Source organism: Mesorhizobium prunaredense, from assembly GCF_900156895.1.
In the GTDB taxonomy this organism is placed as follows: domain Bacteria; phylum Pseudomonadota; class Alphaproteobacteria; order Rhizobiales; family Rhizobiaceae; genus Mesorhizobium; species Mesorhizobium prunaredense.
The window spans coordinates 151,322-176,830 of record NZ_FTPD01000056.1; the positions used below are offsets into that span (position 1 = coordinate 151,322).

Annotated in this window: 19 protein-coding genes; 4 read left to right on the top strand and 15 right to left on the bottom strand. The window is 63.7% G+C overall.

Annotation, left to right across the window (positions count from 1 at the left end; all coding sequences use genetic code 11):
* Window positions 1-121 precede the first annotated feature (121 nt).
* Window positions 122-931: a helix-turn-helix domain-containing protein gene (locus tag BQ8794_RS28295; RefSeq protein ID WP_077381946.1), complete on the top strand. Its 810-nt coding sequence runs from the start codon at window positions 122-124 to the stop codon at window positions 929-931.
* A gap of 3 nt (window positions 932-934) precedes the next feature.
* Here the strand turns inward: BQ8794_RS28295 and BQ8794_RS28300 are convergent, their stop codons facing one another.
* Both BQ8794_RS28300 and BQ8794_RS28305 read right to left on the bottom strand, forming a co-directional pair.
* Window positions 935-1,837, bottom strand: a complete 903-nt coding sequence (locus BQ8794_RS28300; protein ID WP_077382241.1) for a DMT family transporter — start codon at window positions 1,835-1,837, stop codon at window positions 935-937.
* A 44-nt stretch (window positions 1,838-1,881) separates the two neighbouring features.
* Window positions 1,882-4,188, bottom strand: a complete 2,307-nt coding sequence (locus tag BQ8794_RS28305) for a xanthine dehydrogenase family protein molybdopterin-binding subunit (RefSeq protein WP_077381948.1) — start codon at window positions 4,186-4,188, stop codon at window positions 1,882-1,884.
* A 156-nt stretch (window positions 4,189-4,344) separates the two neighbouring features.
* On the opposite strand from BQ8794_RS28305, the gene pepN reads away from it, so the two are divergent.
* Together pepN and BQ8794_RS28315 are read left to right on the top strand one after the other, a co-directional pair.
* Complete coding sequence (pepN, locus tag BQ8794_RS28310; RefSeq protein ID WP_077381950.1) at window positions 4,345-6,990, top strand: aminopeptidase N; 2,646 nt, start codon at window positions 4,345-4,347, stop codon at window positions 6,988-6,990.
* 314 nt (window positions 6,991-7,304) lie between these two features.
* The gene (locus BQ8794_RS28315) at window positions 7,305-9,632 is read left to right on the top strand and encodes a PAS domain-containing sensor histidine kinase (RefSeq protein ID WP_077381951.1); all 2,328 of its coding nucleotides are present in this window, start codon (window positions 7,305-7,307) and stop codon (window positions 9,630-9,632) included.
* Window positions 9,633-9,724: 92 nt separating this feature from the next.
* Here BQ8794_RS28315 and BQ8794_RS28320 read toward each other — a convergent pair whose 3' ends face one another.
* The 13 genes from BQ8794_RS28320 to BQ8794_RS28380 all read right to left on the bottom strand — a co-directional run bounded on the left by BQ8794_RS28320 (window position 9,725) and on the right by BQ8794_RS28380 (window position 25,023).
* Window positions 9,725-12,685: a bifunctional [glutamine synthetase] adenylyltransferase/[glutamine synthetase]-adenylyl-L-tyrosine phosphorylase gene (locus tag BQ8794_RS28320; RefSeq protein WP_077381953.1), complete on the bottom strand. Its 2,961-nt coding sequence runs from the start codon at window positions 12,683-12,685 to the stop codon at window positions 9,725-9,727.
* The gene (locus tag BQ8794_RS28325; protein WP_077381955.1) at window positions 12,685-14,154 is read right to left on the bottom strand and encodes a sensor histidine kinase; all 1,470 of its coding nucleotides are present in this window, start codon (window positions 14,152-14,154) and stop codon (window positions 12,685-12,687) included. Before BQ8794_RS28325 ends, BQ8794_RS28320 begins: the two co-directional genes overlap by 1 nt.
* Window position 14,155: 1 nt before the next feature.
* The gene (locus tag BQ8794_RS28330) at window positions 14,156-14,830 is read right to left on the bottom strand and encodes a response regulator transcription factor (protein WP_167378867.1); all 675 of its coding nucleotides are present in this window, start codon (window positions 14,828-14,830) and stop codon (window positions 14,156-14,158) included.
* A gap of 330 nt (window positions 14,831-15,160) precedes the next feature.
* Window positions 15,161-16,690 carry a Do family serine endopeptidase gene (locus BQ8794_RS28335; RefSeq protein WP_077382247.1) on the bottom strand — a complete coding sequence of 510 codons (1,530 nt, stop codon included), beginning with the start codon at window positions 16,688-16,690 and terminating at the stop codon, window positions 15,161-15,163.
* Window positions 16,691-16,871: 181 nt separating this feature from the next.
* Entirely contained in the window at window positions 16,872-17,336 is a 465-nt protein-coding gene (locus tag BQ8794_RS28340) for a cytochrome c-type biogenesis protein (protein WP_077381957.1), read from the bottom strand.
* Window positions 17,333-19,324: a heme lyase CcmF/NrfE family subunit gene (locus tag BQ8794_RS28345; protein WP_077381959.1), complete on the bottom strand. Its 1,992-nt coding sequence runs from the start codon at window positions 19,322-19,324 to the stop codon at window positions 17,333-17,335. Before BQ8794_RS28345 ends, BQ8794_RS28340 begins: the two co-directional genes overlap by 4 nt.
* Window positions 19,325-19,425: 101 nt before the next feature.
* Window positions 19,426-19,869 carry a cytochrome c maturation protein CcmE gene (gene ccmE, locus BQ8794_RS28350; RefSeq protein ID WP_077381961.1) on the bottom strand — a complete coding sequence of 148 codons (444 nt, stop codon included), beginning with the start codon at window positions 19,867-19,869 and terminating at the stop codon, window positions 19,426-19,428.
* Between the two features lie 3 nt (window positions 19,870-19,872).
* Complete coding sequence (gene ccmI, locus BQ8794_RS28355; protein WP_077381963.1) at window positions 19,873-21,006, bottom strand: c-type cytochrome biogenesis protein CcmI; 1,134 nt, start codon at window positions 21,004-21,006, stop codon at window positions 19,873-19,875.
* Between the two features lie 295 nt (window positions 21,007-21,301).
* Window positions 21,302-21,742: a hypothetical protein gene (locus BQ8794_RS28360; RefSeq protein WP_077381965.1), complete on the bottom strand. Its 441-nt coding sequence runs from the start codon at window positions 21,740-21,742 to the stop codon at window positions 21,302-21,304.
* Between the two features lie 179 nt (window positions 21,743-21,921).
* Window positions 21,922-23,391: an ATP-binding protein gene (locus BQ8794_RS28365; protein ID WP_077381967.1), complete on the bottom strand. Its 1,470-nt coding sequence runs from the start codon at window positions 23,389-23,391 to the stop codon at window positions 21,922-21,924.
* Window positions 23,375-24,040 (bottom strand): response regulator transcription factor, encoded by a 666-nt coding sequence (locus BQ8794_RS28370; protein ID WP_023800820.1) that lies wholly within the window; start codon window positions 24,038-24,040, stop codon window positions 23,375-23,377. The genes BQ8794_RS28365 and BQ8794_RS28370 overlap by 17 nt, the downstream gene beginning before the upstream one ends.
* A gap of 104 nt (window positions 24,041-24,144) precedes the next feature.
* On the bottom strand, window positions 24,145-24,444 hold the full coding sequence (locus BQ8794_RS28375) for a hypothetical protein (RefSeq protein WP_077381969.1): 300 nt from the start codon (window positions 24,442-24,444) through the stop codon (window positions 24,145-24,147).
* Between the two features lie 168 nt (window positions 24,445-24,612).
* Entirely contained in the window at window positions 24,613-25,023 is a 411-nt protein-coding gene (locus tag BQ8794_RS28380; RefSeq protein ID WP_077381971.1) for a DUF3168 domain-containing protein, read from the bottom strand.
* 138 nt (window positions 25,024-25,161) lie between these two features.
* Here BQ8794_RS28380 and BQ8794_RS28385 point away from each other — a divergent pair, with 138 nt between their 5' ends.
* Complete coding sequence (locus BQ8794_RS28385; RefSeq protein ID WP_244555130.1) at window positions 25,162-25,470, top strand: hypothetical protein; 309 nt, start codon at window positions 25,162-25,164, stop codon at window positions 25,468-25,470.
* Window positions 25,471-25,509 lie beyond the last annotated feature (39 nt).

The following is a 25,509-nucleotide window of genomic DNA, read 5'->3' on the forward strand; positions in this document are numbered from 1 at the left end:
CTCCCCCACAAGGGGGGAGATTGGCTGTCATCACCGCTTTCGCCAATCTCCGACGTAGATGCTGTACCTATAACCTCCCCGGTAATTGAAATGCATCTGCTGCCGGCCTAGTCATGCGCTCATGACAGCAACCCAGACTTCCGCCGGCAGCCTCATTCGCGAATGGCGCATGCGCCGGCGCATGAGCCAGCTCGATCTCGCCATGGAAGCCGAAATCTCGCAGCGGCATCTGAGTTTCGTGGAAAGCGGCCGCGCGGCACCCTCGCGCGACATGGTGCTGCATCTGGCCGAGCAGCTGTCGATCCCGCTGAGGCAGCGCAACCAGCTCCTGCTGGCCGCGGGCTTTGCCCCCAGCTTCAGCGAGCGTCCGCTCACCGATGCCTCGCTGGCGCCGGCAATGGCGGCGGTCGAGATCGTGCTCAAGGGGCACGAACCCTTCCCGGCGCTCGCTGTCGACCGGCACTGGAACCTGGTGTCGGCGAACGCCGCCATCGGCCCGCTCTTGGCCAACGTCGCCGAGCCTTCCTTGCTGAATCCGCCGGTCAACGTGCTGCGGCTCAGCCTGCACCCGGGTGGCGTGGCGCCGCGCATCGTCAACCTGACCGAATGGCGCGCGCATCTTCTCGACCGGCTGAAACGCCAGAACGACGCCACTGGCGACCCGGTTCTGGTCGAACTGGAGCGCGAGCTTCGGACCTATCCATCCGGCCTGAACGGCGCACGGCCGGTGCCGGTCGAGCCGAACGCGATCGTGCACCCGCTGCGGCTTGCGCATGGCGATGCTGTGCTGTCGTTCATCAGCACCATCACCGTGTTCGGCACGCCGCTCGACGTGACGCTGTCGGAACTGGCGATCGAATCCTTTTTCCCCGCAGATGAGCAGACAAGGACCGTGCTGGTGCGATTGGCGAACGAGCGGGCCGAGCCGTAATGATCACCCTTGCGGTGGGGTCGCCTGGCGGGTGCGGGCACGTTCGAGGCCAAGCTGGCGCTCGCGCCAGATGATGAAGATGCCCGCGGCAACGACGATCACGCCGCCGATGAGCATATGAACCGTCGGGACGTCGCCAAAGGCGAGATAGCCGACAACGATGCCAAGCAGCATCGACGTGTATTCGAAAGGCGCCACGACCGAGGCCTCGGCATGGCGATAGGCGGCCGTCATCAGAATCTGAGCGAGCCCGCCGCAAAAGCCTGCAGCAATGAGCAGGCCCGCCTGCGCCGGTGTCAGCGCCTGCCAGCCGAACGGCAGCGACAGCAACGCCAGGAGGCTCGCCGTCACCGAAAACCACAGCACGATGGTTGCCGTCGGTTCGCTCTGGACGAGGTTGCGCACCAGCAGCATGGCGACGGCAGAGATCGCTGCCGCGAGCAATGCGGCGATGACGCCGAGCACCTCCTGATCGCCGAGTGCTGCGCCAGAACCCAGCAGCGTCAGTTCCGGCCATGAGATGACCAACACCCCGACCAGTCCGACCGCAACCGCGCTCCAGCGATAGATGCGGATCGCTTCGCCGAGGAAGATCGAACTGAACACCACCACCAGCAGCGGCTGTGCGTAGTTCAGCGCGATCGCTTCCGGCAGCGGCAGCCGTATCAGCGCGAAGAAGCCGAGCCCCATAGCGCAGACGCCGACAACGCCGCGCGCAATGTGGTTGAGCGGGCGCTTGGTCGAAAACGCGGTGCCAAGTTTTCCCTGGAAGGCCAGGAAGACGACGATCGGGAAGATGGCAAAGAACGAGCGGAAGAAGACGATCTGGCCGGCCGGCACCGTGCCCGCCGCCTTGATGCAGGACGACATGGCGACGAACACCGCCACCGACACGATCTTGAGCATGATCCCGGTCAGCGTGTTGTGCCCGCCGGGATGGTCCGTCGGGTTCACTTGGCAGCTGCTTCCTGGATCGCCGCCCAAATGCGCGCCGGCGTTGCCGGCATATCGATGTGCCTGATGCCGTAGGCGCGATAGAGCGCATCCGTCACCGCGTTGAGCGCGGCCGGCGTCGCTCCGATCGTGCCCGCCTCGCCTGCCCCCTTGATGCCGAGCGCATTGGTGGTCGAGGGCACGTTGCGGGTCTCGAAATGGAAGAACGGCAAATCGTCGGCGCGCGGCATGGCATAGTCCATGAAGCTTGCCGTCAACAGCTGCCCGTCCTCGTCATAGACCGTGTTCTCGGTCAGCGCCTGGCCGATGCCCTGGACGACGCCGCCATGCACCTGGCCGGCCAGCAGGATAGGGTTCACGGTGACGCCGAAATCGTCGACGATCGTATAGCGGACAATCTCCGTCACGCCGGTGTCGGGATCGATCTCGACCTCGCAGATGTGGGTGCCGTTCGGATACGTGCATTCGTCCTGCACGAACTCACCAAAGCCCTTGAGATCGTCCGGGTTCTTGGCGGCCTTGGCGATGCTCGAAAAATCGATCGTGCGGTCGGTGCCGACGATGCGGGCAACGCCGTTGGACAATTCGATGTCGTCGGCCGAGGCTTCCAGCTCATCGGCGGCGATGCGCCTGATCTTGATGGCCAGATCCTCGCCGGCGCGAGAAGCTGATACACCGCCAAGCGGAATGGAGCGCGAGCCGCCGGTGCCGCCGCCGGCCTTCAGCTCGTCGGTGTCGCCCTGGCGGACATGAATCTTGCCGATGTCGAGATGAAGCTTTTCCGAGAGGAACTGCGCATAGGCGGTCGCATGCCCCTGCCCGTTGGTCTGGGTGCCGATCTTCAGCGTCACCGTGCCGTCGCCGTTCAATTCGACAAAGGCCGGTTCAGAGCCGGGAAAGGCACAGGCCTCGATATAGGTCGCCATGCCGATGCCGCGGATTTTGCCGGCCGCCTTCGACTGCGCCAGCCGCTCCGGAAACGCCTGCCACTCCGCTTGTTCGATGGCGCGGTCCATATGGCCTGCGAATTCGCCGGTATCATAGAGGCGGTCGGTCTGCGTGCGGTAAGGGAACTGCTCGGGCCTGATGAAATTGCGCCGGCGGATCTCTTCGACTGGCAAGCCCAGGTCGTGGGCGCAGGCGTCGACGAGCTTTTCCAGCAGGAATGCCGCTTCCGGACGGCCGGCGCCGCGGTAGGCATCGACCGGGCAAGTGTTGGTGTAGAGGCCGGTCACCGAAACGTCGAGCGCCTGGATGTCGTAGACGCCGGTCGACATGCTGACGCCGATATAGGGGATGAACGGGCCGTATTGCGAGATATAGGCGCCGATATTGGCGAGGAGATCGACCTTCATGCCGAGAAAGCGGCCGTCCTTGTCCATCGCCATCTCGGCGGTCACGACATTGTCGCGGCCTTGCGCATCGGTGAGGAAATGCTCGGTGCGGTCGCCGGCCCATTTCACCGGGCGGCCAAGGCGCCTGGCGGCCTCCAGCACCAGCGGATGCTCGCGATAGACGAAGCTTTTCGGCCCGAAGCCGCCGCCGACATCCGGCGTGATGACGCGCAGCTGGTTCTTCTTGATCTTGAATATGTCGGCCAGGATGTACTGCATCGAATGCACGCCCTGCGAGCCTGTGGTCAGCACGAAGCGGTTTTCTTGCGTGTTCCACTCGCCGATCGCAGAGCGCGGCTCCATGTAGTTGCAGACCAGCCGGTTGTTGATGAATTCGATGCGGGTGACATGCGCCGCCCTGGCGAATGCCGCCGCGGTCTTCGCCTTGTCGCCGATGTGGTAGCTGAAGGCGCGGTTGGAGCCGAGTTCCGGCCACACCAGCGGCGTGCCTTCGTCAAGCGCCGTGGCAGTGCCGGACGCGGCATCCTCGCCCTCATAATCGACCTCGATCAGTTCGGCCGCGTCCTGTGCCAGCGCGCGGTTGTCGGCTACGACGAAGGCGACGGCGTCGCCGACATAATTGACCCGGTCGTGGCAAAGGACCGGAATATCGCGGGTCGGCGCCTTGGTGCCGTCCGGCTGCCTCTGCATGACGCCGGATTTCAGCTTGCCGAGATGAGCAAGATCCGCACCGGTCAGCACCAGATGGACGCCAGATGCCGCCTTGGCCGCCTCGGTCGAACCGACGGTGAAGCTTGCTTTGGCCACCGGCGAGCGCAGGACATAGCCGTGCAGGAGGCCAGCCGGTTGGATGTCGTCCGTATAGCGACCGAGACCCTTGATGAAGGCCTGGTCCTCGCGACGCAGCACAGAGGCGCCCATGCCGAATTTCGGTGTGACGACTGTCATGGATACCTCGCGACGATGATTGGAAAACGAGTGCCTGAAATAGGCGCTGCGCCAGTTTTGTCGAGTGACGGTTTCGTGTAAAGAGCGCGTGCTTCACATTTCTTCGACCAGCGGACCCCACCTGCCGCTGCGGGAATCGACAGGAAAACCAACGGAATGCGCACGGACACCGGCCAGGTCTTCAAGCTCGAAGACTATCGCCCCACCGACTATCTCATTCCGGCAACCGGCCTGACTTTCCGCCTGTCGCCGGAAGCCACGCGCGTCACCGCCGTGCTGACGGTCGAGCGCCGCGACGGCATCGCGGCGTCAGTGCCGCTGGTGCTGGACGGCGATGGCCTGAAGCTTAGCCGCATCGCAATCGACGGCCAGACACTTGCGCCCACCGATTTTTTTGCCACGCCCGATCAGCTGACGATCACCACGCCGCCCGCAGCGGCCCGTTTCCAGCTCCTGATCGAAACCGAGCTGGCGCCGGCGCACAACGAAGCCCTGATGGGCCTCTATCGCTCCAGCAACGTCTATTGCACGCAATGCGAGGCCGAGGGCTTTCGGCGCATCACCTATTTTCTCGACCGTCCCGATATCCTGTCGGTCTATACGGTGCGCATCGAGGCGCCGCACCACGAGGCGCCACTGCTTCTTTCCAACGGCAACCCGGCTGGCAGCGGCGACCTTGCCGACGGCTGGCACTATGCAGTCTGGCACGACCCCTTCCCCAAGCCGTCCTATCTGTTCGCGCTGGTGGCGGGCGCTCTCGGCAAGGTCGCGGACAGCTTCGTCACTTTGTCCGGCCGCGAGGTCGAGCTCGGCATCTTTGTCGAGCCGGGCAAGGAGCGGCTCGCTGGCTACGCCATGGACGCCCTAAAACGGTCGATGAGATGGGACGAAGAGGCGTTCGGCCGCGAATACGACCTCGACGTCTTCAACATCGTCGCCGTGTCCGACTTCAACATGGGCGCGATGGAGAACAAGGGCCTCAACATCTTCAACGACAAGTATGTGCTGGCCGACCAGGAGACCGCAACGGACGCCGATTTCGCCAATATCGAGGCGATCATCGCGCATGAGTATTTCCACAATTGGACTGGCAACAGAATCACTTGCCGCGACTGGTTCCAGCTTTGCCTGAAGGAAGGGCTGACGGTTTTCCGCGATCACGAATTCTCCGCCGACCAGCGATCGCGAGCGGTGAAACGCATTGCCGAAGTGCGCACGCTCAAGGCACATCAGTTTCCCGAAGACCAGGGACCGCTGGCGCATCCGGTGCGACCGCGCCGCTACCGCGAGATCAACAATTTCTACACGGCGACAGTCTACGAAAAGGGCTCGGAAGTGGTGCGCATGATCCGCACCATTCTCGGCGCCGAGACATTCCGGGCCGGCATGGATCTCTATTTCGAGCGCCATGACGGCGAGGCTGCGACGATCGAGGACTTCATCAAGGTGTTCGAGGATGTGTCCGGGCGCGACCTCTCGCAATTTTCGCTGTGGTACCATCAGGCCGGCACGCCCAATCTGACCATCAGTTCGACGCACAACGCGGCGGCCCAGGAATTCACGCTCGAGATCGAGCAGTCGGTGCCGCCAACGCCGTCCGAAAGCCGCAAGCGGCTGATGCATATTCCGCTGGCCTTCAGCCTGGTCGGCACCGACGGCAAAGCGATAGAATATAGCGGCGTCGAGGGCGCCAGCGTCGAAGACGGCGTCATCCATATCCGCAAGCGCCGGCACATGGTGCGCTTCTCGGGCGTCGCCGAGCGCCCGGCGATGTCGCTCAACCGCGGCTTCTCGGCGCCGGTGACGCTTTCTGTCGAGCAGAGGGCCGACGATCAGTTCTTCCTTGCCGGCCATGACAACGATACCTTCTCGCGCTGGCAGGCGTTCAACACGCTTTTAAGCGAGGCGCTGATATCCGCCTTCCGCCAGGTCCTTGACGGCAAGCAGCCCGGTTTCGCATCGCGGTTGATCGAGCTTGCCGGCAAAATAGCCGGCGACGAGACACTCGAACCGGCCTATCGGGCGCTGGCTCTGGCGCTTCCGAGCGAAGCCGATATCGCCCGTGACATCGGCAAGAACATCGACCCCGATGCCGTTTTCTCGGCCCGCGAGGCGCTGACGGTCGCGATCGCCGAGTCGGATCGCGAGATATTCTCCGACCTCTACGGTCGACTGACCGACAAGGACGCTTTCAGGCCGGATGCGGCAAGCGCCGGTCGCCGGGCGTTGCGCAACACCTTGCTCGACTATCTTTCGCTGCTGCAGGGAGGTGCGGCGCTTGCGGCCCGGCATTTCCAGTCCGCGACCAACATGACCGACCGCGCCGCCGCACTGACCGTGCTTGCGCTCCGCCATGGCGGTTCGCCCGAGACGGTCAAGGCGCTGGCGGACTTCGAAGCGAAATATGCGACCGATCCGCTGGTGATGGACAAATGGTTCCATATCCAGGCCAGCGTGCCCGGCCCGCAAACCATTCATGCAGTGCGCGCCCTGACCGGCCACCCGGCCTTCTCGATGGCCAACCCGAACCGGGTGCGCTCGCTCGTCGGCACGTTTTCCAGCGCCAACCAGACCGGCTTCCATCGCGCCGACGGCGAAGGCTACCGATTTTTCGTCGAAACGGTCCTGCAGGTCGAAAAGCGCAACCCGCAGTTGGCCGCCAGGCTGGCGACGGCACTCAGATCATGGCGCTCACTCGAACCTGCCCGGCAGGGCAAGGCAAGGGAAGCGCTGCTTTCGATTGCCAATACCGAGAACCTGTCGGCCGATTTGCGGGACATCGTTGAGCGCACGCTGGCGTAAGGTGTGTTGATACTCAGGTGATGCCGGCCTGCGAACGGCGGTTTCCTGCGCTTCCGGTGCTCACGTACAAAAAAGTACGCTCCGCTCCGGTTCTCGGAATCCACCGTTCTCGGCGCGGCCTGACCTGAATCTCAACACACCTTAGAAGGTTGCCGCCCGGCATCATCGGGCGGAAAGCCATTATTTTAGTCGATTTTTAATCTTTTTTCGCTGCGCCTATGGACAAGCCGAATCACCTTTGATTCTTTAGCTGAAGATTCGGAAGTGCGGCGTCACCGGATCGTCAAGCAGATTTAAATCGGGGAGAGCCATTTATGGCGAAGGCGGACGCGTGGGGCGCGCCCGGAGGGACGGGTTTTGAGCGGCGTGAGGCGAGAAGCGACGGTCTTGCCGGCAATGCGCGGCTGATCGCCGAACCCGCCTACCGACGACTTTTGGCAGCCGAGCCATTGTTGCGCCGATCGATACCGGCCCTAATCATCATTTTCCTGCTTGTCATCGCGGCGCTGCGGTTCCTGTCGCTGATGCACGAGCGCGATGACGTGGAACGCGACGCCAAGGCGATCCTCTCGCTCGCGGCGGGCCAGCTGGCCAGTTCGATTAGCGTTGATGCGAGGATGGCTTCGACGCCTGGCGCGACGCAGGACCTGTTGGAGGGCATCAGCCGTCAGGGCGCAATGGGTCGAAGCCACGTGCTTGCGGTCACCGACAGCGCGTTCAAAATCGTTGCCGTGACACCGCAATCGACGGGCTGGGAAGGGCGGTCGCTCGACGCCATCGCCCAGGGCGGTCAACCGCTGTTCATGTTCGGCGACCGCGCCGGGGTGATGGAGGTCAGCATCGGCGGCCAGGACTGGTATGCCGCGGTGAGCCTGGCAAATGACAGGAATGGTGCTGCCGCAGCGCTCGTTCCGCAGGATGCGGTCTTCGACACGTGGCGCAAAACCGTTTCGCTCAACGTCACGCTGTTCGTGCTGACGGCCGGCGTGCTGATCATCGTCCTCTATGCCTATTTCGGCCAGGCGGCGCGCGCCCAGACCGCCGACCGCATCTATCTCGAAGCGCACCAGCGCATCGACATGGCGCTGGTGCGCGGCCGCTGCGGCCTGTGGGACTGGGACATGGTGCGCGGCAAGATGTACTGGTCGCGTTCGATGTACGACATGCTGGGCTATGAGCCCTGCGACACGATGCTGTCGTTCGGCGAGGTCGACGGGATCATCCATCCCGAGGACGGCGACCTGTTCCAGCTCGCCAACAGGATCGTCGCACGCGAGATCGACCACATCGACCAGGTGTTCCGGATGCGCCACGCCGACGGACAATGGGTGTGGATGCGCGCAAGGGCGCAGGTGATCGACCCGGAAGCGCCGGAGATCCAGTTGATCGGCATCGCCGTCGACGTCACCGAGCAGCGGCACCTGGCGCTGCGCTCCGAGGCCGCGGATCTGCGCCTGCGAACGGCCATCGAAAACATCAACGAATCCTTCGTGCTCTGGGATTCGGCCCAGCGCCTGATCATGTGCAATTCCAAGTACCAGCAGGACAACGGCCTGTCGGATCGCGACGTGATGCCGGGCGCCTCGCGCGCCGTTCTTGAAGATCGCATGCTTGCCTTCGCCTCGGAGCGCCGGCTTGCCAACACCAACGGGCAGCAAGGCGGCGTGACCTTCGAGCGGCAGCTTGCCGATGGCCGCTGGCTGCAGGTGAACGAGCTGCGGACCAGGGACGGCGGCACCGTCTCGGTCGGCTCCGACATCACCCAGATCAAGCTGCACCAGGAGAAGCTGGTCGACAGCGAGCGCCGGCTGATGGCGACGATCCATGACCTCAGCCTTGCCCGCCGGGCAGAGGAAGAACGGTCGCGCGAACTGGTCGAGCTCAATCACAAATACATGAAGGAAACCGAGCGCGCCGAGGCCGCGAACCGGGCCAAATCCGAGTTCCTGGCCAACATGTCGCATGAATTGCGCACGCCGCTCAACGCGATCATCGGCTTCTCCGAGCTGATGGAACGGGCGCTGTTCGGGCCCTTGGGTTCGCCGCGCTACGAGGAATATGCCACCGACATCAACGGCAGCGGCAAATATCTTTTGGGCGTCATCAACGACATCCTCGACATGTCGAAGATCGAGGCCGGCCAGTTCTCGATGGATCAGGAGGAAATCGACCTCTGCCCGCTGATGCGGGAAACGGTGCGCGTCATTTCGCTGCAGGCGGCGGAAAAGTCGATCACGGTCGAAACACGCATCCCCGATTCGCTGACGCTGTTCGCCGACCGCCGGGCGATCAAGCAGATCATCATCAACCTGCTGTCGAATGCGGTGAAATTCACCGGCCAGGGCGGTCGCATTGCGGTAAGGGCCCGCAACACGTCCAGTGCTCTGGTCCTGACGATCGAAGACAATGGCTGCGGCATCCCGAAGGAGGCGCTGAGCAAGCTCGGGCGGCCGTTCGAGCAGGTGCAGAACCAGTTTTCCAAGAGCCATGCCGGTTCCGGCCTTGGCCTTGCCATCTCACGCTCGTTGGCCGAGCTTCAGGGCGGCGCCTTGAAAATCCGCTCCACCGAAGGCACCGGCACGATCGTGTCGGTGCGCATTCCGACCAGGAAGCCGACGCAGCCGGTCAGGGCCGCCGCCTGACCCTCTGTTGTCGTGAAGCGGTTGCAACTTTCGGACACGCCCGAGGGACAGGACCCCGACGCTATTCGAAACTGCCGATCGGCGTTGCGCCGTCATGGTCGTTTCGCACGAAGCAAAAAGCCGAAATCCTTCCTGACCTGTTGCGACGTCTCCTTGAGGTGCGCTTCCAGCACGCCGAAATCCGGCAGGTCGGTGACCGCCAGAAGCAGATCCGAAAGCCCCGGCGGAACGTCGTCGCGTTCGAATACGCCGGTGAGACAGAGGCGCGTCATCTGGGTCAGCGCCAGATAGAGGGCATAGGCATCGCAAAGCTCCTGCCTGATCTGCGCCTCGGCGAAATCCGGCGTCAGCCTCGACAGCACGTCCGCTGTCCCGGTGGCCCGGCGGCCGGCTTCGACCTTTCCCGTGATCACCGCCACCTGCGCGATGAATTCGAGATCGATGAGACCACCCGGGATCAGCTTGATGTCCCAGAGATCGCGCGGCGGTTTTTCCTTCTCGATCATCGCGCGCATCTCGAATGCTTCGGCCATCACCTTGGCGCTGTCGCACGGCAAGGCAAGCACCGCCGACACCTCGGCTTCGACCTCGGTGCACAGTGCTTGATCGCCACCGATCGCGCGGGCCCTTGACAGCGCCATATGCTCCCATGTCCAGGCGTCCTTGCGCTGGTACTTCTTGAAGGCATCGACATGGGTGGCCACCGGCCCCTTGTTGCCGGACGGCCGCAAGCGAAGGTCGAGCTCGTAGAGAACGCCCTCGGCGGTCGGCGCGGACACCGCAGCGATCAGCCGCTGCGTCATCCTGGCGTAATAGTGAGACGGGGCGAGCGGCTTGTCGCCATGGGATTCTTCGGCATCGGCGTCGTGATCATAAAGCAGGATGAGGTCGACGTCCGAGCCGGCCGTCAATTCGCGGCTGCCGAGCTTGCCCATGCCGAGCAGCGCAACCGTGCCGCCGGCAATGCGACCGTGGCGTAGCGCGAACTCGGCGATGACCGCCCGCAGCGCCGCATCGATGGTGAGATCGGCCAGATCGGAAAAGGCACGGCCGGCGCGGGCCGGATCGATCGAGCCGGCAAGCAGCCTGACGCCAATCAGGAATTTTTGCTCGGACGCAAAGATGCGCAAGCGGTCGAGCACGTCCTCATAGGCCCTGTCGCCTTCGAGGAACGCGGCGAGACGGCCGGACAGATAGGCGCGGTCCGGCAGTTCGGTCAAAAGGGCCGGATCAAGCAGGCCGTCAAACACGTGCGGCCGACGCGTGATGATGGCGGCCAGCCGGGGCGCCGCGCCCATGATGGTCGCCAGCAACTTCAGCAGAGCTGGATTGGAGTGGAGCAGCGAGAAGAGCTGAATGCCGGCGGGCAGACCGGCAAGGAATTCGTCGAAGCGTATCAACGCCTCGTCCGCGCGGCGCGTCTGGCCGAAGGATTGCAGCAGCGCCGGCGTCAGTTCGGTCAACCGCTCGCGCGCCTCGGCCGACTGCGTGACGCGATAGCGGCCGAAATGCCAGCCGCGAATGACGCGGCAGATGTCGCTCGCCCGCTGGAATCCCAATCTCTGCAGGGTCTGCAATGTATCAGGGTCATCGACATCGCCGGTAAAGACCAGATTGCCGATGCCCGCCGAAAGCTCGGGCGCGGTCTCGAAAAGCGCTGCGTAGTGGCGTTCGACCTGATGGAGTGCGGCACGGAACGCCTCGGCAAAGGTCGCCGCATCGGCAAAACCGAGCAGGCGGGCAATGCGTTCGAGCCCTTCGTCATCGTCCGGCAGTATATGGAGCTGCTCGTCGGCGACCATCTGGACGGCGTGCTCGACGCGGCGCAGGAGCCAGTACTGCCTTGTGAGCGTATCGCGCGCATCGGCGGTGATCCAGCCGCGTGCCGCAAGCTGGCCAAGCATCGGCACCGTCTCGCGGCCGCGCAGTTCGGGGAAGCGGCCGCCGGCGATGAGCTGCTGGGTCTGAACGAAGAACTCGATCTCGCGGATGCCGCCGCGGCCGAGCTTGACGTTGTGGCCCTTCACCGCGATCTCGCCAAGACCCTTGTGGGCGTGGATCTGGCGCTTGATCGAATGAACGTCGGCGATCGCTGCATAGTCCATGTATTTGCGCCAGATGTAGGGCTGGAGGTCCTTCAGGAACGCAGTGCCGGCGGCGACATCGCCGGCCACCGGACGCGCCTTGATCATTGCGGCCCTCTCCCAGTTCTGGCCCCGCGCTTCGTAGTAGCGCAGCGCCGCCTCGACCGGGATCGCCAGCGGCGTCGAACCGGGGTCGGGACGAAGCCTGAGGTCGGTGCGGAAAACATAGCCGTGTTCGGTGCGGTCCTGGAGAATGCGGACCAGCCGGCGCGTCAGGCGCGAAAACAGCTCCGTCGCATCGAGCGGATCGACGACTGCTGGCGCTTGCGGGTCGAAGAAAACGACGAGGTCGATGTCGGAAGAGAAGTTCAGCTCATGCGCGCCAAGCTTGCCCATGCCGAGCAGGATCCAGCCCGACCGGCGCGCCGGATCCTCGAGGTCCGGCAGTTTGAGCTTGCCTTGTCCGTGCGCGTCGCGAAGCAGGAAGTCGACTGCAGCGCGGGTGCAGGCGTCGGCAAGATCGCTCAGCCGCCGTACTGTGACTGCTGTTTCGGCCTCGCCTGCAAGATCGGCCAGCGCGATCAGGACATGCGCTTCCGCTTTCCATTGCCGCAGCTCCATCATCAGGCTGTTTTCAGAGATGGCTTCCGCCCGCGCGGCCTTGTCGATGGCGGCGCCGATCGACGCCAGCCGCGCCTCGACGGTCTCATCGAAAAGCGCATCCAGGATCTGCGGGCGGCGGCGCACCGTGTCGCGCAGGAACGGCGACAGGTCTAGAACTGCCGCGAGGAACTCCTGGACGGCGTCCTTGCCGGCCAGGAATTTCGCCAACCCGGCAAGCCCCTCTTCCTGCGCAGCGGAAGCGATCTCCGACAATTCCCGCCGGGCTCGGTTCTGATCCAGAGGCACGAGCTTTGCCGCCGGCTTCAGAAGCCAGTTGGTGTGTTCCGCAGCCGCCTTCACCGCCATCAGCGATCCTTCCGTTCGGGAAAACTCATGACGACGGATAATCCAGGATTGCCGGCCAGGAGATCAAGCCGTCCGTTGTGGAATGTCATGATCGCCTTGGCGAGGCTTAGGCCGAGACCGGAACCCGGCTGCGAGCGGCTCTTCTCCAGCCGCACGAAGCGCTCGGTGGCCCTGGCGCGATCGGCATCGTCGGGAATGCCCTGGCCGTTGTCTGTGACGGAAAGCCTGATTTCGCTGCCGACGCGATCGAGCGCCACGCGAACAGTCGGCTTGGCTGTCGAGTCGGTTGAATATTTGATCGCGTTGTCGACGATGTTCGATAGCGCCTGGCCGATCAGCTCGCGATTGCCTTCAACGGCGAAGCCATCCTGCACCGAGGTCTCGAGTGTCACTCCCGCGTCCTCCGCCACCGGCTCGTAAAGCTCGACGACATCGCGCACGGAAGCAGCCAGATCGACCCGGCTGGTGCTTTCTGAGGAATAGCCCGCCTCCAGCCTGGAGATCATCAGGATGGCGTTGAAGGTCTTTATCAGCTGGTCGGACTCGGCGATGGTAGCTTCCAGCGCCTGCCGGTAGTCGGCGGGACTGTGCTTGCCGGAGAGCGTCGCCTCGGCGCGGTTGCGCAGCCGGGTCAGCGGTGTCTTCAGATCGTGGGCGATGTTGTCTGAGACCTGCTTCAGCCCTTCATTCAGCGTGGCGATCCTGGCCAGCATGGAATTGAGATTTTCGGAGAGCCGATCGAACTCGTCGCCGGCCCCGGTGACCGGCAGCCGGCCGGAAAGGTCGCCGCCCATGATGCGGCGGCTGGCCTGCGACACCGAGTCGATGCGCTTCAGCGCAGCGCGGCCGACGAAGAACCAGATCAAAATTCCACCAAGAGCCATCATGCCGAGCGCCAACGTCAAGGCGCGGCGGATGACGGCGCGGAACCGCTCAGGCTCGCCGAGATCGCGACCGACCAGCATGATCATCTGGTTCGGCAGGCGCAGCACCAAGGCAATGGCGTTGTGGCCCTTCTCGCCTTCGACCTGGACTTCGCTCTGGCTGGGTTCGTTCGGGGCGGCGATCGGGTTGCGTTGCCGCTCGAGTTCGCCCTCGCCAAAGCGCCGGTAGGAAAACGGCTCCGTCGTCCAGCCCTCGGCCTCGAGGACGCCGGGCTCCAGGCTCTGCACGTTGCCGGTCAGGATCTGGCCGTTGGCGTCGGCGATCAAATAGAGATTGGCGCCGGGCTGGCGGGAGCGCTGCTCGACCACGCGCACCAGCAGCGGCAAGCCGCCGCGCTGATAGACCCGGGCGAGGCCGAGCACCTCGTCGTTGATGGTCTCCTGCGTCTGGCCGGTCAGCATGCGCGCCGACAGCGAGGTCATGTAGAAGACGAGCAGCACCGCACAGATAGCGAACAGCAGGAGATAGAGCGCCGAAAGCCGCGCTGCCGTCGTCTTCATGATGGCCGGCATGGAAAGGGCCATGCTAGCCGCTCTTGAGCATATAGCCGGCGCCACGAACCGTGTGCAGGATCGGCTTGTCGAAGCCCTTCTCGATCTTGCCGCGCAGCCGCGAGACGTGAACGTCGATGACGTTGGTCTGCGGATCGAAATGATAGTCCCAGACATTTTCCAGCAGCATGGTGCGCGTCACCACCTGGCCGGCATGGCGCATCAGATATTCGAGCAGGCGGAATTCGCGCGGCTGCAGCGTAATCTCGCGGGCCGCGCGCCGCACCGAATGCGACAGCCTGTCGAGTTCGAGATCGCCGACCCGGTAGACGGTTTCGGCCTCCCTGGCGCTGGCGCGGCGGTTCAGCACCTCGACCCGGGCCAGAAGCTCGGAAAAGGCATAGGGCTTGGTCAGATAGTCGTCGCCGCCGGCGCGCAAGCCGGTGACCCGGTCGTCGACTTCGCCGAGCGCCGACAGGATCAGCACCGGCGTAGTCTTGCCTCGGGATCTCAGACCGGCGATGACCGACAGGCCGTCGCGGCGCGGCAACATGCGGTCGACGACCATCACGTCATAGTCGCCGGAGTCAGCGAGCGCGAAGCCGGTTTCGCCGTCGCCGGCGACATGGGCGGTATGTCCGGCCTCGGAAAAGGCTTTCTGGAGGTAATCGGCCGCTTCGCGATCGTCTTCTATGACGAGAATCTTCATGGGACCGTTATACTCGATTTCGCTGGAAGATTGAGTGGCCGGCATAGGCATCATGGCCTCGAAGTGCATCGCCAACAAAGTGATTCAAGAATGAGAAGTAAGTCTTTGTTTTGGAATGTTGTTGACCCCGAGCCGCGGCATCCTCGGATTTGGGCGAGATGCTTTATGTTTGAGCATATCGTCATGCTATGTTGGAGCGGCAGCGGGCGATGGGAGCCCGCTGCCGCTGGGGCGGAACACGATGACTGACTAACGTGTTCAAGCCCCCGTGCTTTCCCCATGCGACGGCTCGGGGTGTTTGAAACCGCCGCATCGGAAAAGTCTGGAACGTCAGCCCTTGGCGACAGGCAGCGCGACGAAGCGGTTGCTGTCGTCGCGGGTGATCTGCATCAGCACCGCCTTGCGGCCCGACTTCACCGCGTCGGCCATGGCCTTGGCGACGTCGTCGGTGCCATTGACCTCCGTCGAATTGACCGAGGTGATGACGTCGCCGGGCTGGATGCCGCGATCGGCAGCATCGCTGTCGGGATCGACATCGGTCACCACAAGCCCGTTGCCATCGTCGGACCTGGTGACGGTGAGACCGAGGTCGGCCAGCGTATCGGCCTTTGGCGGAGCGGAAGGCTGCTGGTCGGCCGAAGCCTGCTTGTCACTCGAAGGCAGCGTGCCGAGGTCGACCTTGACCGTTTCACTCTTGCCGTCACGCCACCGCGTGACGTCGACCGGCTTGCCGGGCGGGTAGGCGCCGACCAGACGGGCGAGTTCCTTCGGCGAAGCGACTTCCTTGCCGTCCACCTGAGTGATGACGTCACCAGCCGATATGCCGGCCTCCTTGCCGGGACCATCGTCCTGGGCGCTGGAAACGAGCGCGCCCTTGTCGGACTTCAACCCGAGCGATTCGGCGATTTCGGAGGTGACCGGCTGGATCTCGACGCCAAGCCAGCCGCGCTGGACGGTGCCGTCCTTCATCAGATCCTGCACGACCTGTTTGGCGGTCGAGGCGGGAATGTCGAAGGCAATGCCGACGCTGCCGCCGGACGGCGAGAAGATCGCGGTGTTGATGCCGACGACCTGGCCGTTGAGGTTGAAGGTCGGGCCGCCCGAATTGCCGCGGTTCACCGAGGCATCGATCTGGATGAAATCATCATAAGGACCGGCGCCGATGTCGCGACCACGGGCCGAGACAATGCCGGCGGTGACCGTGCCGCCGAGGCCGAACGGATTGCCGACGGCCACAACCCAGTCGCCGACGCGAACCTTTGAATCATCGGCGAAGTCGACATAGGTGAACTTGCCGTCGCCTTCGACCTTGAGCACTGCGAGATCGGTGCGCGGATCTGTGCCGACCAACTTGGCGTCGAGTTCCTTGCCGTCATGCATCACCACCGTGAAGGACGAGCCGTCTCCGACGACATGGTTGTTGGTGACGAGGTAGCCGTCCTCAGAGATGAAGAAGCCGGACCCTTGAGCGACCGGCCGCGGCTCGCGGTCACCGCGTCCGAAACGTCGCATTCCATCCCGGCCATCCTGATCGCCAAAGCCACGGAACTCCCTGAAGAAGCGGCGCAATTGCGGATCGTCGGGGAGATTGCCGAAGGCGTCGGGCAGGTCGGAGCCGTCGTCGGCGGTCGATTCTATCTTGGCTTTGACGCGGACACTGACAACCGCCGGCGAAACGCGCTCGACCACGTCGGCGAAGCTCGGGACTTGAGGCGCCTCGACACGCACGGCCTCGGCCAGGACGGGGGCTGTCCCGGTGGCAACCGCGCCGAAGCCGATCGCGCCGGCAATGGCCACTGATGCGGCGGCAGCCATCAGGCGCTTGCGAGTGCGGGAATGTGAATTGGGGGCAATATTCATGGGTCTCGTATCCTCTTTCAAGGGATGCGCTTCGGTCGGCATCCTCGGCCAAGAGAAATAGAGGCGCGCACATTACGGCGCCATTTCCAGTGCATGAAACTTTGGTAATGTTTGCGGACACAAACACTTTGGTTCATTCGTGACACGGCCGCGGTCTTGGCGACGGGGCGGCCGGGCCGGGTTAGTCACCCAGCACCTTGTCCAACGCTGCCTTCTCCTCGGCGGTGAGCATGGCCGCAGGCGTCGAACGGCGCGACCGGGCGGTCAGCACGATAAAAATCCCGCCGGCAAGCAGCAGAAGGACCGGCGTGCCCCACAACAGCGCATTGCGCAGGCTGAAGCGCGGCTTCAACAGCACGAACTCGCCATAGCGGGAAACGATGTAATCGATCACCTGCCGGTCGGTATCGCCGGCGACCAGGCGCTGGCGCACCAGCACGCGCAGGTCGCGGGCAAGGTCGGCATCGGATTCGTCGATCGACTGGTTCTGGCAAACCATGCAGCGCAGCTCTTCCGAAAGCGTCCGCGCCCGCGCCTCGAGCGCCGGGTCGGCCAGAATCTCGTCCGGCTTCACCGCAAGTGCGGCGCCGGCAAACAACAGCGTCAGCAGCAGGATCAGGGAGGCCAGTGAAAATCTTGTGGTCATGGCAGGCTCGCGGAAGGCACGGCGCCTGCCGACTTGCGGCGGCGCGACGGTGCGCCGACGCGCAGCCGCCGGTCCATCAGCGACATCGCAGCACCTGCCATCATGACAAGACCGCCGCCCCAGATCAGCGTCACCAGCGGCTTCCACCACAGCCGCACCACGACGGAGCCGTCGGTCGCCTCGTCGCCAAGCGAGAGGTAGAGCTGGCTGAACCCGATCGTCTTGATACCGGACTCGGTCGTCGTCATCTGCCGGACCGGATAGGAGCGCTTGGACGAGGTGATCTCGGCGGTGGTGCTTCCATCAGCGCCGAGCAGGGCGAAGCGGCCGCGATCCTCGCTGTAGTTAGGCCCCTGGGCCGGATAGAGCCCTTCGAAACGCAGCGTGTGGCCGGACAGTTGCACGGTCTCGCCCGCATGCATCGACAGTACCTTCTCGGTGCCGAAGCAAAGCGTGCCGACAATCCCCAGCGTCGTCAGCCCAAGACCGAGATGGGCGAGCGCGGTGCCGAAGACCGAACGCGGCAGGCCGGCGCAGCGCCTGAGCATGATGCCGGGCGCGACACTGCCAAGGCCGGACTTGACGGCAATATCGGTGAGCGCGCCGCAGATCAGCCAGAAGGCCAGGCCGACGCCAAGTGCTGCGAACACCGACGCGCCGTCGATGAACAAGGCCGTCACCAGCACGGCCAGAAGCGCTGCCGCGAAGGCCGCCATCAGCCGCTGGGCGACGGCGAAAATGTCGCCGCGCTTCCAGGCCAGAAGCGGCCCGAACGGAACCGCGACCAGGAGCGGCACCATCAGCGGGCCGAATGTCAGGTTGAAGAATGGCGCGCCGACCGAAATCTTGTCGGCTGAAACGGCCTCAACGACCAGCGGGTACAGCGTGCCGATCAGCACGGTGGCGGTGGCCGTGGTCAGGAACAGATTGTTGAGGACCAGCGCCCCTTCGCGCGAGATCGGATGAAACAGGCCGCCGGCCGTCAAGCTCGAGGCGCGAAAGGCGAACAACGCCAGTGATCCGCCGATGAACAGTGTCAGGATGCAGAGAATAAACACGCCGCGCGTCGGATCGGTGGCGAAGGCGTGGACGGAGGTGAGCACGCCGGAGCGCACCAGGAAGGTGCCGAGCAGCGACAGCGAGAAGGTGAGGATCGCCAGCAACAGCGTCCAGATCTTCAGGGCCGAGCGCTTTTCCATGACGATCGCCGAATGGAGCAGCGCCGTGCCGGCCAGCCAAGGCATGAACGAGGCGTTCTCGACCGGATCCCAGAACCAGAAACCGCCCCAGCCAAGTTCGTAGTAGGCCCAGTAGGAGCCCATGGCGATGCCGCCGGTCAGGAACATCCAGGCGACCAGCGTCCATGGCCGCACCCAGCGCGCCCAGGACGCGTCGATGCGGCCTTCGATGAGGGCGGCGACCGAGAAGGAAAAGCAGATCGAGAAACCGACATAGCCGAGATAGAGCAGCGGCGGATGGATGGCGAGGCCGAGATCCTGCAGGATCGGGTTGAGATCGCGGCCCTCGATCGGCGCCGGATTGAGCCTGGCGAACGGGTTGGACGTCGCCAGGATGAACAGCAAGAAGGTGGCGCCGATCGCGCCTTGCACGGCCAGCACGGTGGCTCGAAGGGTCGCTGGAAGATTGCTGCCGAAAGCAGCGACGAGCGCCCCGAAGAAGCTCAGGATCAGCACCCAGAGCAGCATCGAACCCTCGTGATTGCCCCAGGTGCCGGTGATCTTGTAGATCAGCGGCTGCAGCGAATGCGAGTTGTCCCAGACGTTGGCCACCGAAAAGTCGGACGTCGCATAGGCCGTCGCCAGCGCCGCGAAGGAGAGAGCGGTCAAGGCAAAGCCGGTCACCGCGACCGGACCGCCGACGGCCATCATCTTCTGGCTGTTGATACGCGCGCCGAACAGCGGCACCAGCGCCTGCACCAAAGACAGCGCGAACGCCAGGACCAGCGCGAAATGTCCGGTTTCAACCATTGTGGCCAAGCCCGCCAGGTTTTTGTTTTGCCGCAGGGTCTTGCCGCAAAACCGTGGAAACCCTCGGGTCAAGCCCGAGGGCAGGCTTTTGCGGAACCTGCCTAGTCACTTTTGCTCTCCTGCCACACGCCCTTGGACTTGAGGCCGTCGGCCACCTCCTTGGGCATGTAGTTCTCGTCGTGCTTGGCCAGCACGCTGTCGGCGACGAAGACGCCGTCCGGACGAAACGTGCCTTCAGTGATGACGCCCTGCTCCTCGCGGAAAAGGTCGGGAAGAATGCCGGTGTAGGTGACCTTGACCTGCTTCTGGTTGTCGGTCACCGAAAAAGCGACGGCGGTCCCCTGACCGCGCTCGATCGTGCCTTTTTCGACGAGGCCACCGAGTCTGATACGCTGCCCGGGCTGCAGGCTGGCGGTGGTCAGATCGGCGGGCATGTAGAAGTAGGAGGCCTTCTGGCCGAGCGCGTAGAAGGTCAGGCCGGTGGCGGCACCGAGGAAGGCCAACCCTCCGGCGATCACCGACAGTCGTTTCTGCTTGCGCGTCATTTTTTACTCCGTCGCCGTCAGGCCAAGCGACACGGCAAAGGCGGTGAATTTCTTCGCTTCGTCACTATCGGAGCCAAAAACGGCGATACCGCGATTGAGCGCGTCGCGCGCCTGATCGGCCTTGCCCAGCACGACATAGGAACGAATAAGCTGCATCCATCCTTCCGCATCGCGCGGGTTTTGCCGCAGTTTTTCATCAAGCCCCGCAACCATGGTGTTGATCATCGCTTCCCTATCCTGCGGCGACATCGACGAGGCGGCGTCGACATCCCCGGCGTTCGGGCCTTTTGCAGGCACTCCCGAAGCGACGCTGCGCCTGGCGGATTCGGCCAGCGCCTGCTCAACGGCGCCGCGCCAGGGCGAGTCCTGCGGCAAGGCCGCGAGCATTTTCTGCCAGCCGGCCGTCGCCTCCTCAATGCGGCCTTCCTGCGCCATGCCCATCGCCAGATAAAAGCTGGCCTTCGGATTTGCAGGATCGAGCTTCAGCGCCGCCTCGAAGGCGGCCTGAGCGTCGGCCGAGACAATGCCGCCCGCTGCGCTGGCGATCGCCTCGCCGAGGCCGGCCTGGCGGGCTGCGCTGTCGCCGTCGAGGCGAATGGCGTTGCGGTACGCCGTCACCGCGTCGGAGAACCGCTGCATGCGCAGATAGATTGGCGCCAGGACGTCCCAACCCCTGCCATCGGACGGGTTGGCGGCAAGGTGGGCCTCGGCGCGTGCCACCAGTTCGTCGACCGAACTGTCGGCGGGATTCTTGGCCAGTCGCTCGCTGAGCGGCTGCGACGGCAGATCGGGCGAGCCGAGTTGGCTGTACAAGCCCCAACTGACCAGCGGAACCGCCAGGACAGCGGCCGTCGCAACCAGCCTGGTCGCCATCGACGGCTGCCGCGCCGTTGCCTTGTCGGCGGCATTGTCCAGGCGAAGGATGCGGCGGGCGATCTCCGCACGCGCCTCTTCGGCCTCCGCCGGCTGGATCAGGCCACGCGCCACGTCGCGGTCAAGCTCGGACAGCTGGTCGCGATAGACTTCAAGGTCATGATCGCTGCTCGCCGAACCACCCTTCGGGCCGCCGGCCAGCGGCAGCAGAACCGCCAGGCTTGCACCCAGAGTGAGAATGGCAGCTATGACCCAGAACAGCATGCTTCTTCCAATAACGGCAGAGCCCTGCCCTGCCAACACAGGCTTCCTGCGACGCTTTGACGGCAGATACGTCGCATGTCCTTGATTGATGTCAACCGGACCTAAAGCGCGTCGCGTTCGACCGGCGTCATGCGACGCACTTTAGGTTGTTGTTTCATGCATGTCGTCATTGCAAACCGCTGCACACCCTCGGGTCAGGCCCTGGGTCAGGCCCGAGGGCATGCTTTTGCGCGAATTCTTGTTTTTATGCATGTCGTTATCGCAAAACCGCTGCACACTTTTGTCCGGCCGGTCGTTACGTCAGCGGCGTCCAGCTGCCATCGGCGTTGCGGCAAGCGGTTCCGCGCGCGGTGGCGCCGGCGGCGCCGGTAAACACCGTATGGGTGTATTGTCGGCAGTCCTGCGAGCCGACACGATAGGGCTGGGCGGGCACGACTTCACCATAATGCGCCGACCGATCGCTCTTCCACGTCACCTTCTGGCTGCTCGCCGTGTACTCGAGCGCCCTGTATTCCGCCTCCAGCGCCTTGCGCTTTTCGGGATCGCTCAAGCCGGTACCGATCGATCCGCTTACGAGGCCGCCGCCCATGGCGGAAATGACCGTCGTCGCGATCTTGCCGCCACTTGGCGGGGTTGCGGCCGGCTGCGGCGCCACCGTGGGGCCAGGGCTCCTGCCCAGCGTCGTGCAGCCGGAAACGGCCAGCAGTGCGGAGACGAGCGCGACGCGAATCTTCATGCCAAAAACCGGTCTCTTGAGTTAAAGCTGGGGGCCGCGCCATCGGGGGAAGTCGGCGTGGCCATAGTGTCAATGTTTGTCGGAAATTTGGCCGCGGCCGACGGCTCCGGGACCAGTCGACATGCCGCAATATCACGCACCGTCGATCAATGTCGACTGGCCCAGCAAAAAGCATAGGCCTAGTGAAGGCTCCGCAATCGAACCACCGCCTTCAACCCGCCCATGCTGGACCGTTCCAGAGCCAGAACGCCTCCGTATTCGTTGACGAGGTCGGCGACAATGGCAAGTCCAAGCCCGGTGCCCGGCTTTGTCTCGTCGAGACGCCGTCCGCGCTTCAGCGCCTCGCGTGCCTTGTCTTCTGGAATGCCCGGGCCGTCATCCTCGATGCTGATCTCGAACAGATTGACAGCACCCTCCTTGCCGGAGCCACTCTTATTGCCGGAGCCACTCTTCTTGCCGGAGATTGGCGCCACCGATACCGCGACCGCGTTCTTTGCCCATTTCATGGCGTTGTCGAGCAAATTGCCAAGCAATTCTTCCAGATCCTCGCGTTCGCCGGCAAAGACGATATCGACTGCGGGCAGCGAAAGCGAGAGAGCGGTCTGCGGGTTGAGTTTTTGCAGCACGCGCACCATGCGCTGGACCAGCGGCGTCACCGGCGTGCGGTAGACGACGCTGTCGCGTTGCGCCGCGACGCGGGCGCGCTGCAGATAATGGTCAACCTGCTTCTGCATCGAGGCGGCCTGTTCGGCTATGAGCTGGCCCTTGGCGCCACCGAGCGCCCGTCCCTCGTTGATCAGCACCGCCAGCGGCGTCTTCAGCGAATGGGCGAGGTTGCCGACCTGCGTTCGCGAGCGCTCGACGATGCGCTTGTTGTTTTCGATCAACGCGTTGGTCTCGTCGGCGAGCGGCTCGATCTCGGCAGGGAAGCGACCGTCGAGCTTTTGCGCGGTTCCTTCGCGCACCATGGCGAGAGCGTCCCTGACCCGGCGCAATGGCTGCAGGCCCAGCAGGATCGCGATGGCGTTGATGGCAATCATGCCAACGCCGAACAGGGAAAGATAGGTCAGCAGGCGACGCTGAAAGGCGCCTATCTCCTGCTCGAGCTCGGTCTTGTTGCCCATGACGCGGAAGCGCGCTGCGCGATTTTTCGCGTCGAGAACGAATTCGCTCTCGAACACTTCCAGTTCCTCGCCATCGATGCCTTCTGTCGTATAGCTGCGCTGGAAGCTGGCATTGAAGGGAACGTCGGCGACGCTTGGCGACAGGATCGCCTTCGTCATCGAGGAGGAGTGCAGCTCACCGCTCACGCCTTCCGATGCAGGCTCGACCGACCAGTACCAGCCGGAATTCGGCTCCGAGAACCGAAGGTCGCCCAGGTCGGGAGCGCCGGTCAGCGAACCGCCTTCGGACACGCCGACCGAGCCGATCAGATTGAACAGATGCGCCGACAACAGGCTGTCGAAACCGCGCTCGCTCGCCTGGCGATAAAGGGTGGTGATCAGCGTGAAGATGACAATCAGGGTGAGTATCGCCCAGACCGTGGAAAAGGCGATCACCCGGAACGCCAGCGAACGCGGCCCGAACCGCAGTGAAAGCGGCGTCCTTGCAGTCTGTTTGAGCGGTTCCGCCTTACGCCTCCGGCTCACGCATTCGATAGCCCATGCCGCGAACGGTTTCTATCATGTCGATGCCCATCTTCTTGCGAAGCCGCCCGACAAAGACCTCGATTGTGTTGGAATCGCGGTCGAAATCCTGATCGTAAAGGTGCTCGACCAACTCGGTTCGGGACACGACCTCGCCCATATGGTGCATCAGATAGGCAAGCAGGCGAAATTCGTGCGACGTCAGCTTCAACGGCACGCCGTCGACATCGGCCTTGGAGGCTTTGGTGTCGAGCCGCAGCGGCCCGCAGGTCAGCTCGGACGACGCATGGCCGGCCGCGCGCCGGATGAGCGCTCGGACCCTGGCCAGCACCTCTTCGATGTGGAACGGCTTGGTGACATAATCGTCGGCGCCGGCGTCGATGCCGGATACCTTGTCGCTCCAGCGATCGCGCGCCGTCAGAATCAGGACCGGCATCTTGCGGCCGCCGCGCCGCCAGCGTTCGACCACGCTGATGCCGTCCATCTGCGGCAAGCCGATGTCGAGCACCACGGCGTCATAGGGCTCGGTGTCGCCGAGAAAATGCCCTTCCTCACCGTCGAAAGCCCGGTCGACAACATAGCCGGCATCGACCAGCGCGTCCGATATCTGCCGGTTCAAATCCTTGTCATCTTCGACGACGAGCACGCGCATGCGGGGATCATACCTGTTGAAGAATTGGCCTGTTGAGGAATCAGCCTGTTGAGGAGCTGGACGTCAGATATAGGCCGATTCCAGCGCCTGGGATACGGCAGGCATCAGTTCAGCGGAACGACGATCTCCGTGCGGCGTGGACGCTGCCCATCCTTGCCCGGAACCAGCACGACGATGACGCAGACCGGCTGGCCACCGCGCGTCGACTGCGACGCCTTGGCCAGCGTGCCGCCATTCTGCTCGGCGACCTGCTGACCGATCGCGTAGCAGTCGGAGGCGGCCAGGACGATCGGCCGGTTGTGCTCGGGCACGACGACCGGCAGCGCCGTCGCCTGCGACGCAAACAGACCGGCAGCGCAGAGCGCAAGTGTCGCGGTTGGGAAGTGGGAGCGAAGCGTTTTCATGATCAGCGTCCTAACGCATCGGTGCTGAACGTGATATGAACATTGCCTGCAACACATGCCTGTCTCACCCCCTGAAATGCAAGACAACCGACCTTGTGATTTTCGCCGCCCCAATCCGGCAAATCCAAGCGCCAGTCTAGACTGTGTTGCAGCCATATTGAAAGCGCGTCAGGCGTTTTCTTCCGTCACGGCGCGAAAGCGCAGCAGCCCGTGACAGGCTGAAAGATCCTCGTCGTAACGGACCTCAGTGAATTCGAGCCTGAGATTGACGCGGTGATGCTCGTCGAGCGCCAGCGCCGCATCCTGAAGGCGGGCGCTGACCATGTCCATCACGTCGAGCATTTCTTTCCTGGCCTCGGATTTCGACCAGAAATGCAGAGTGAAAAGCTGCTCGGCGTCGTTCTCCCTTCCGGTTACCCAGTCATAGACGCTGGTCCGGCCGAACGTCACATAGGGAAACGGGATGTTTTCCGGGGCATGGTCGAATAGTTTTGCGCCGCCCAATGCCGCTGACAGGGAACCGTCAGCGTCCAGCGCTTGGAACAAGGCCTTCTGCAACGCGGCAGCCGGCGCGGTCATTGTTTTCTCCCTCGCCCGTCACGGCTAAACAGGCCTTTACGCCGTCAGCGATTCCTGCTTGCAGCGTAGCCGCGTTGACGTTCTGGCGCCAGATCACGGCATCTCCATGCCGCGGCCTCCTCGCGTCAGGAATGTCGGGTGGCCAACCCGCGCCTTCTCATTCGGCATGCAAGGCGTTTGAAAAACGGTGTTATGGAGGTGTTTGTTGCTCCGGACATTCGAGGTCGTTTCGTGCGCGAGCCATCGCTGCTGCCTGTCTTTGGAAAGCTCGGAATCAAGCCGCCAGTCGTAATTGCGGCGGCGCCGACCATGTCGAAGAGCATGGGGAGCATAGCGACCCGCATGCGGGAGGTTCTGTCTTCACACGGTGGCCTGGCCTTGAAGCTGTCCGTCGTTGTGTGGACGGTTGATATACTGGCGATGGTGCTCTTCATTACGCAGGCCTAACCAATCGACATTCGATCGGGGTGGAAACGAAAAGGATGC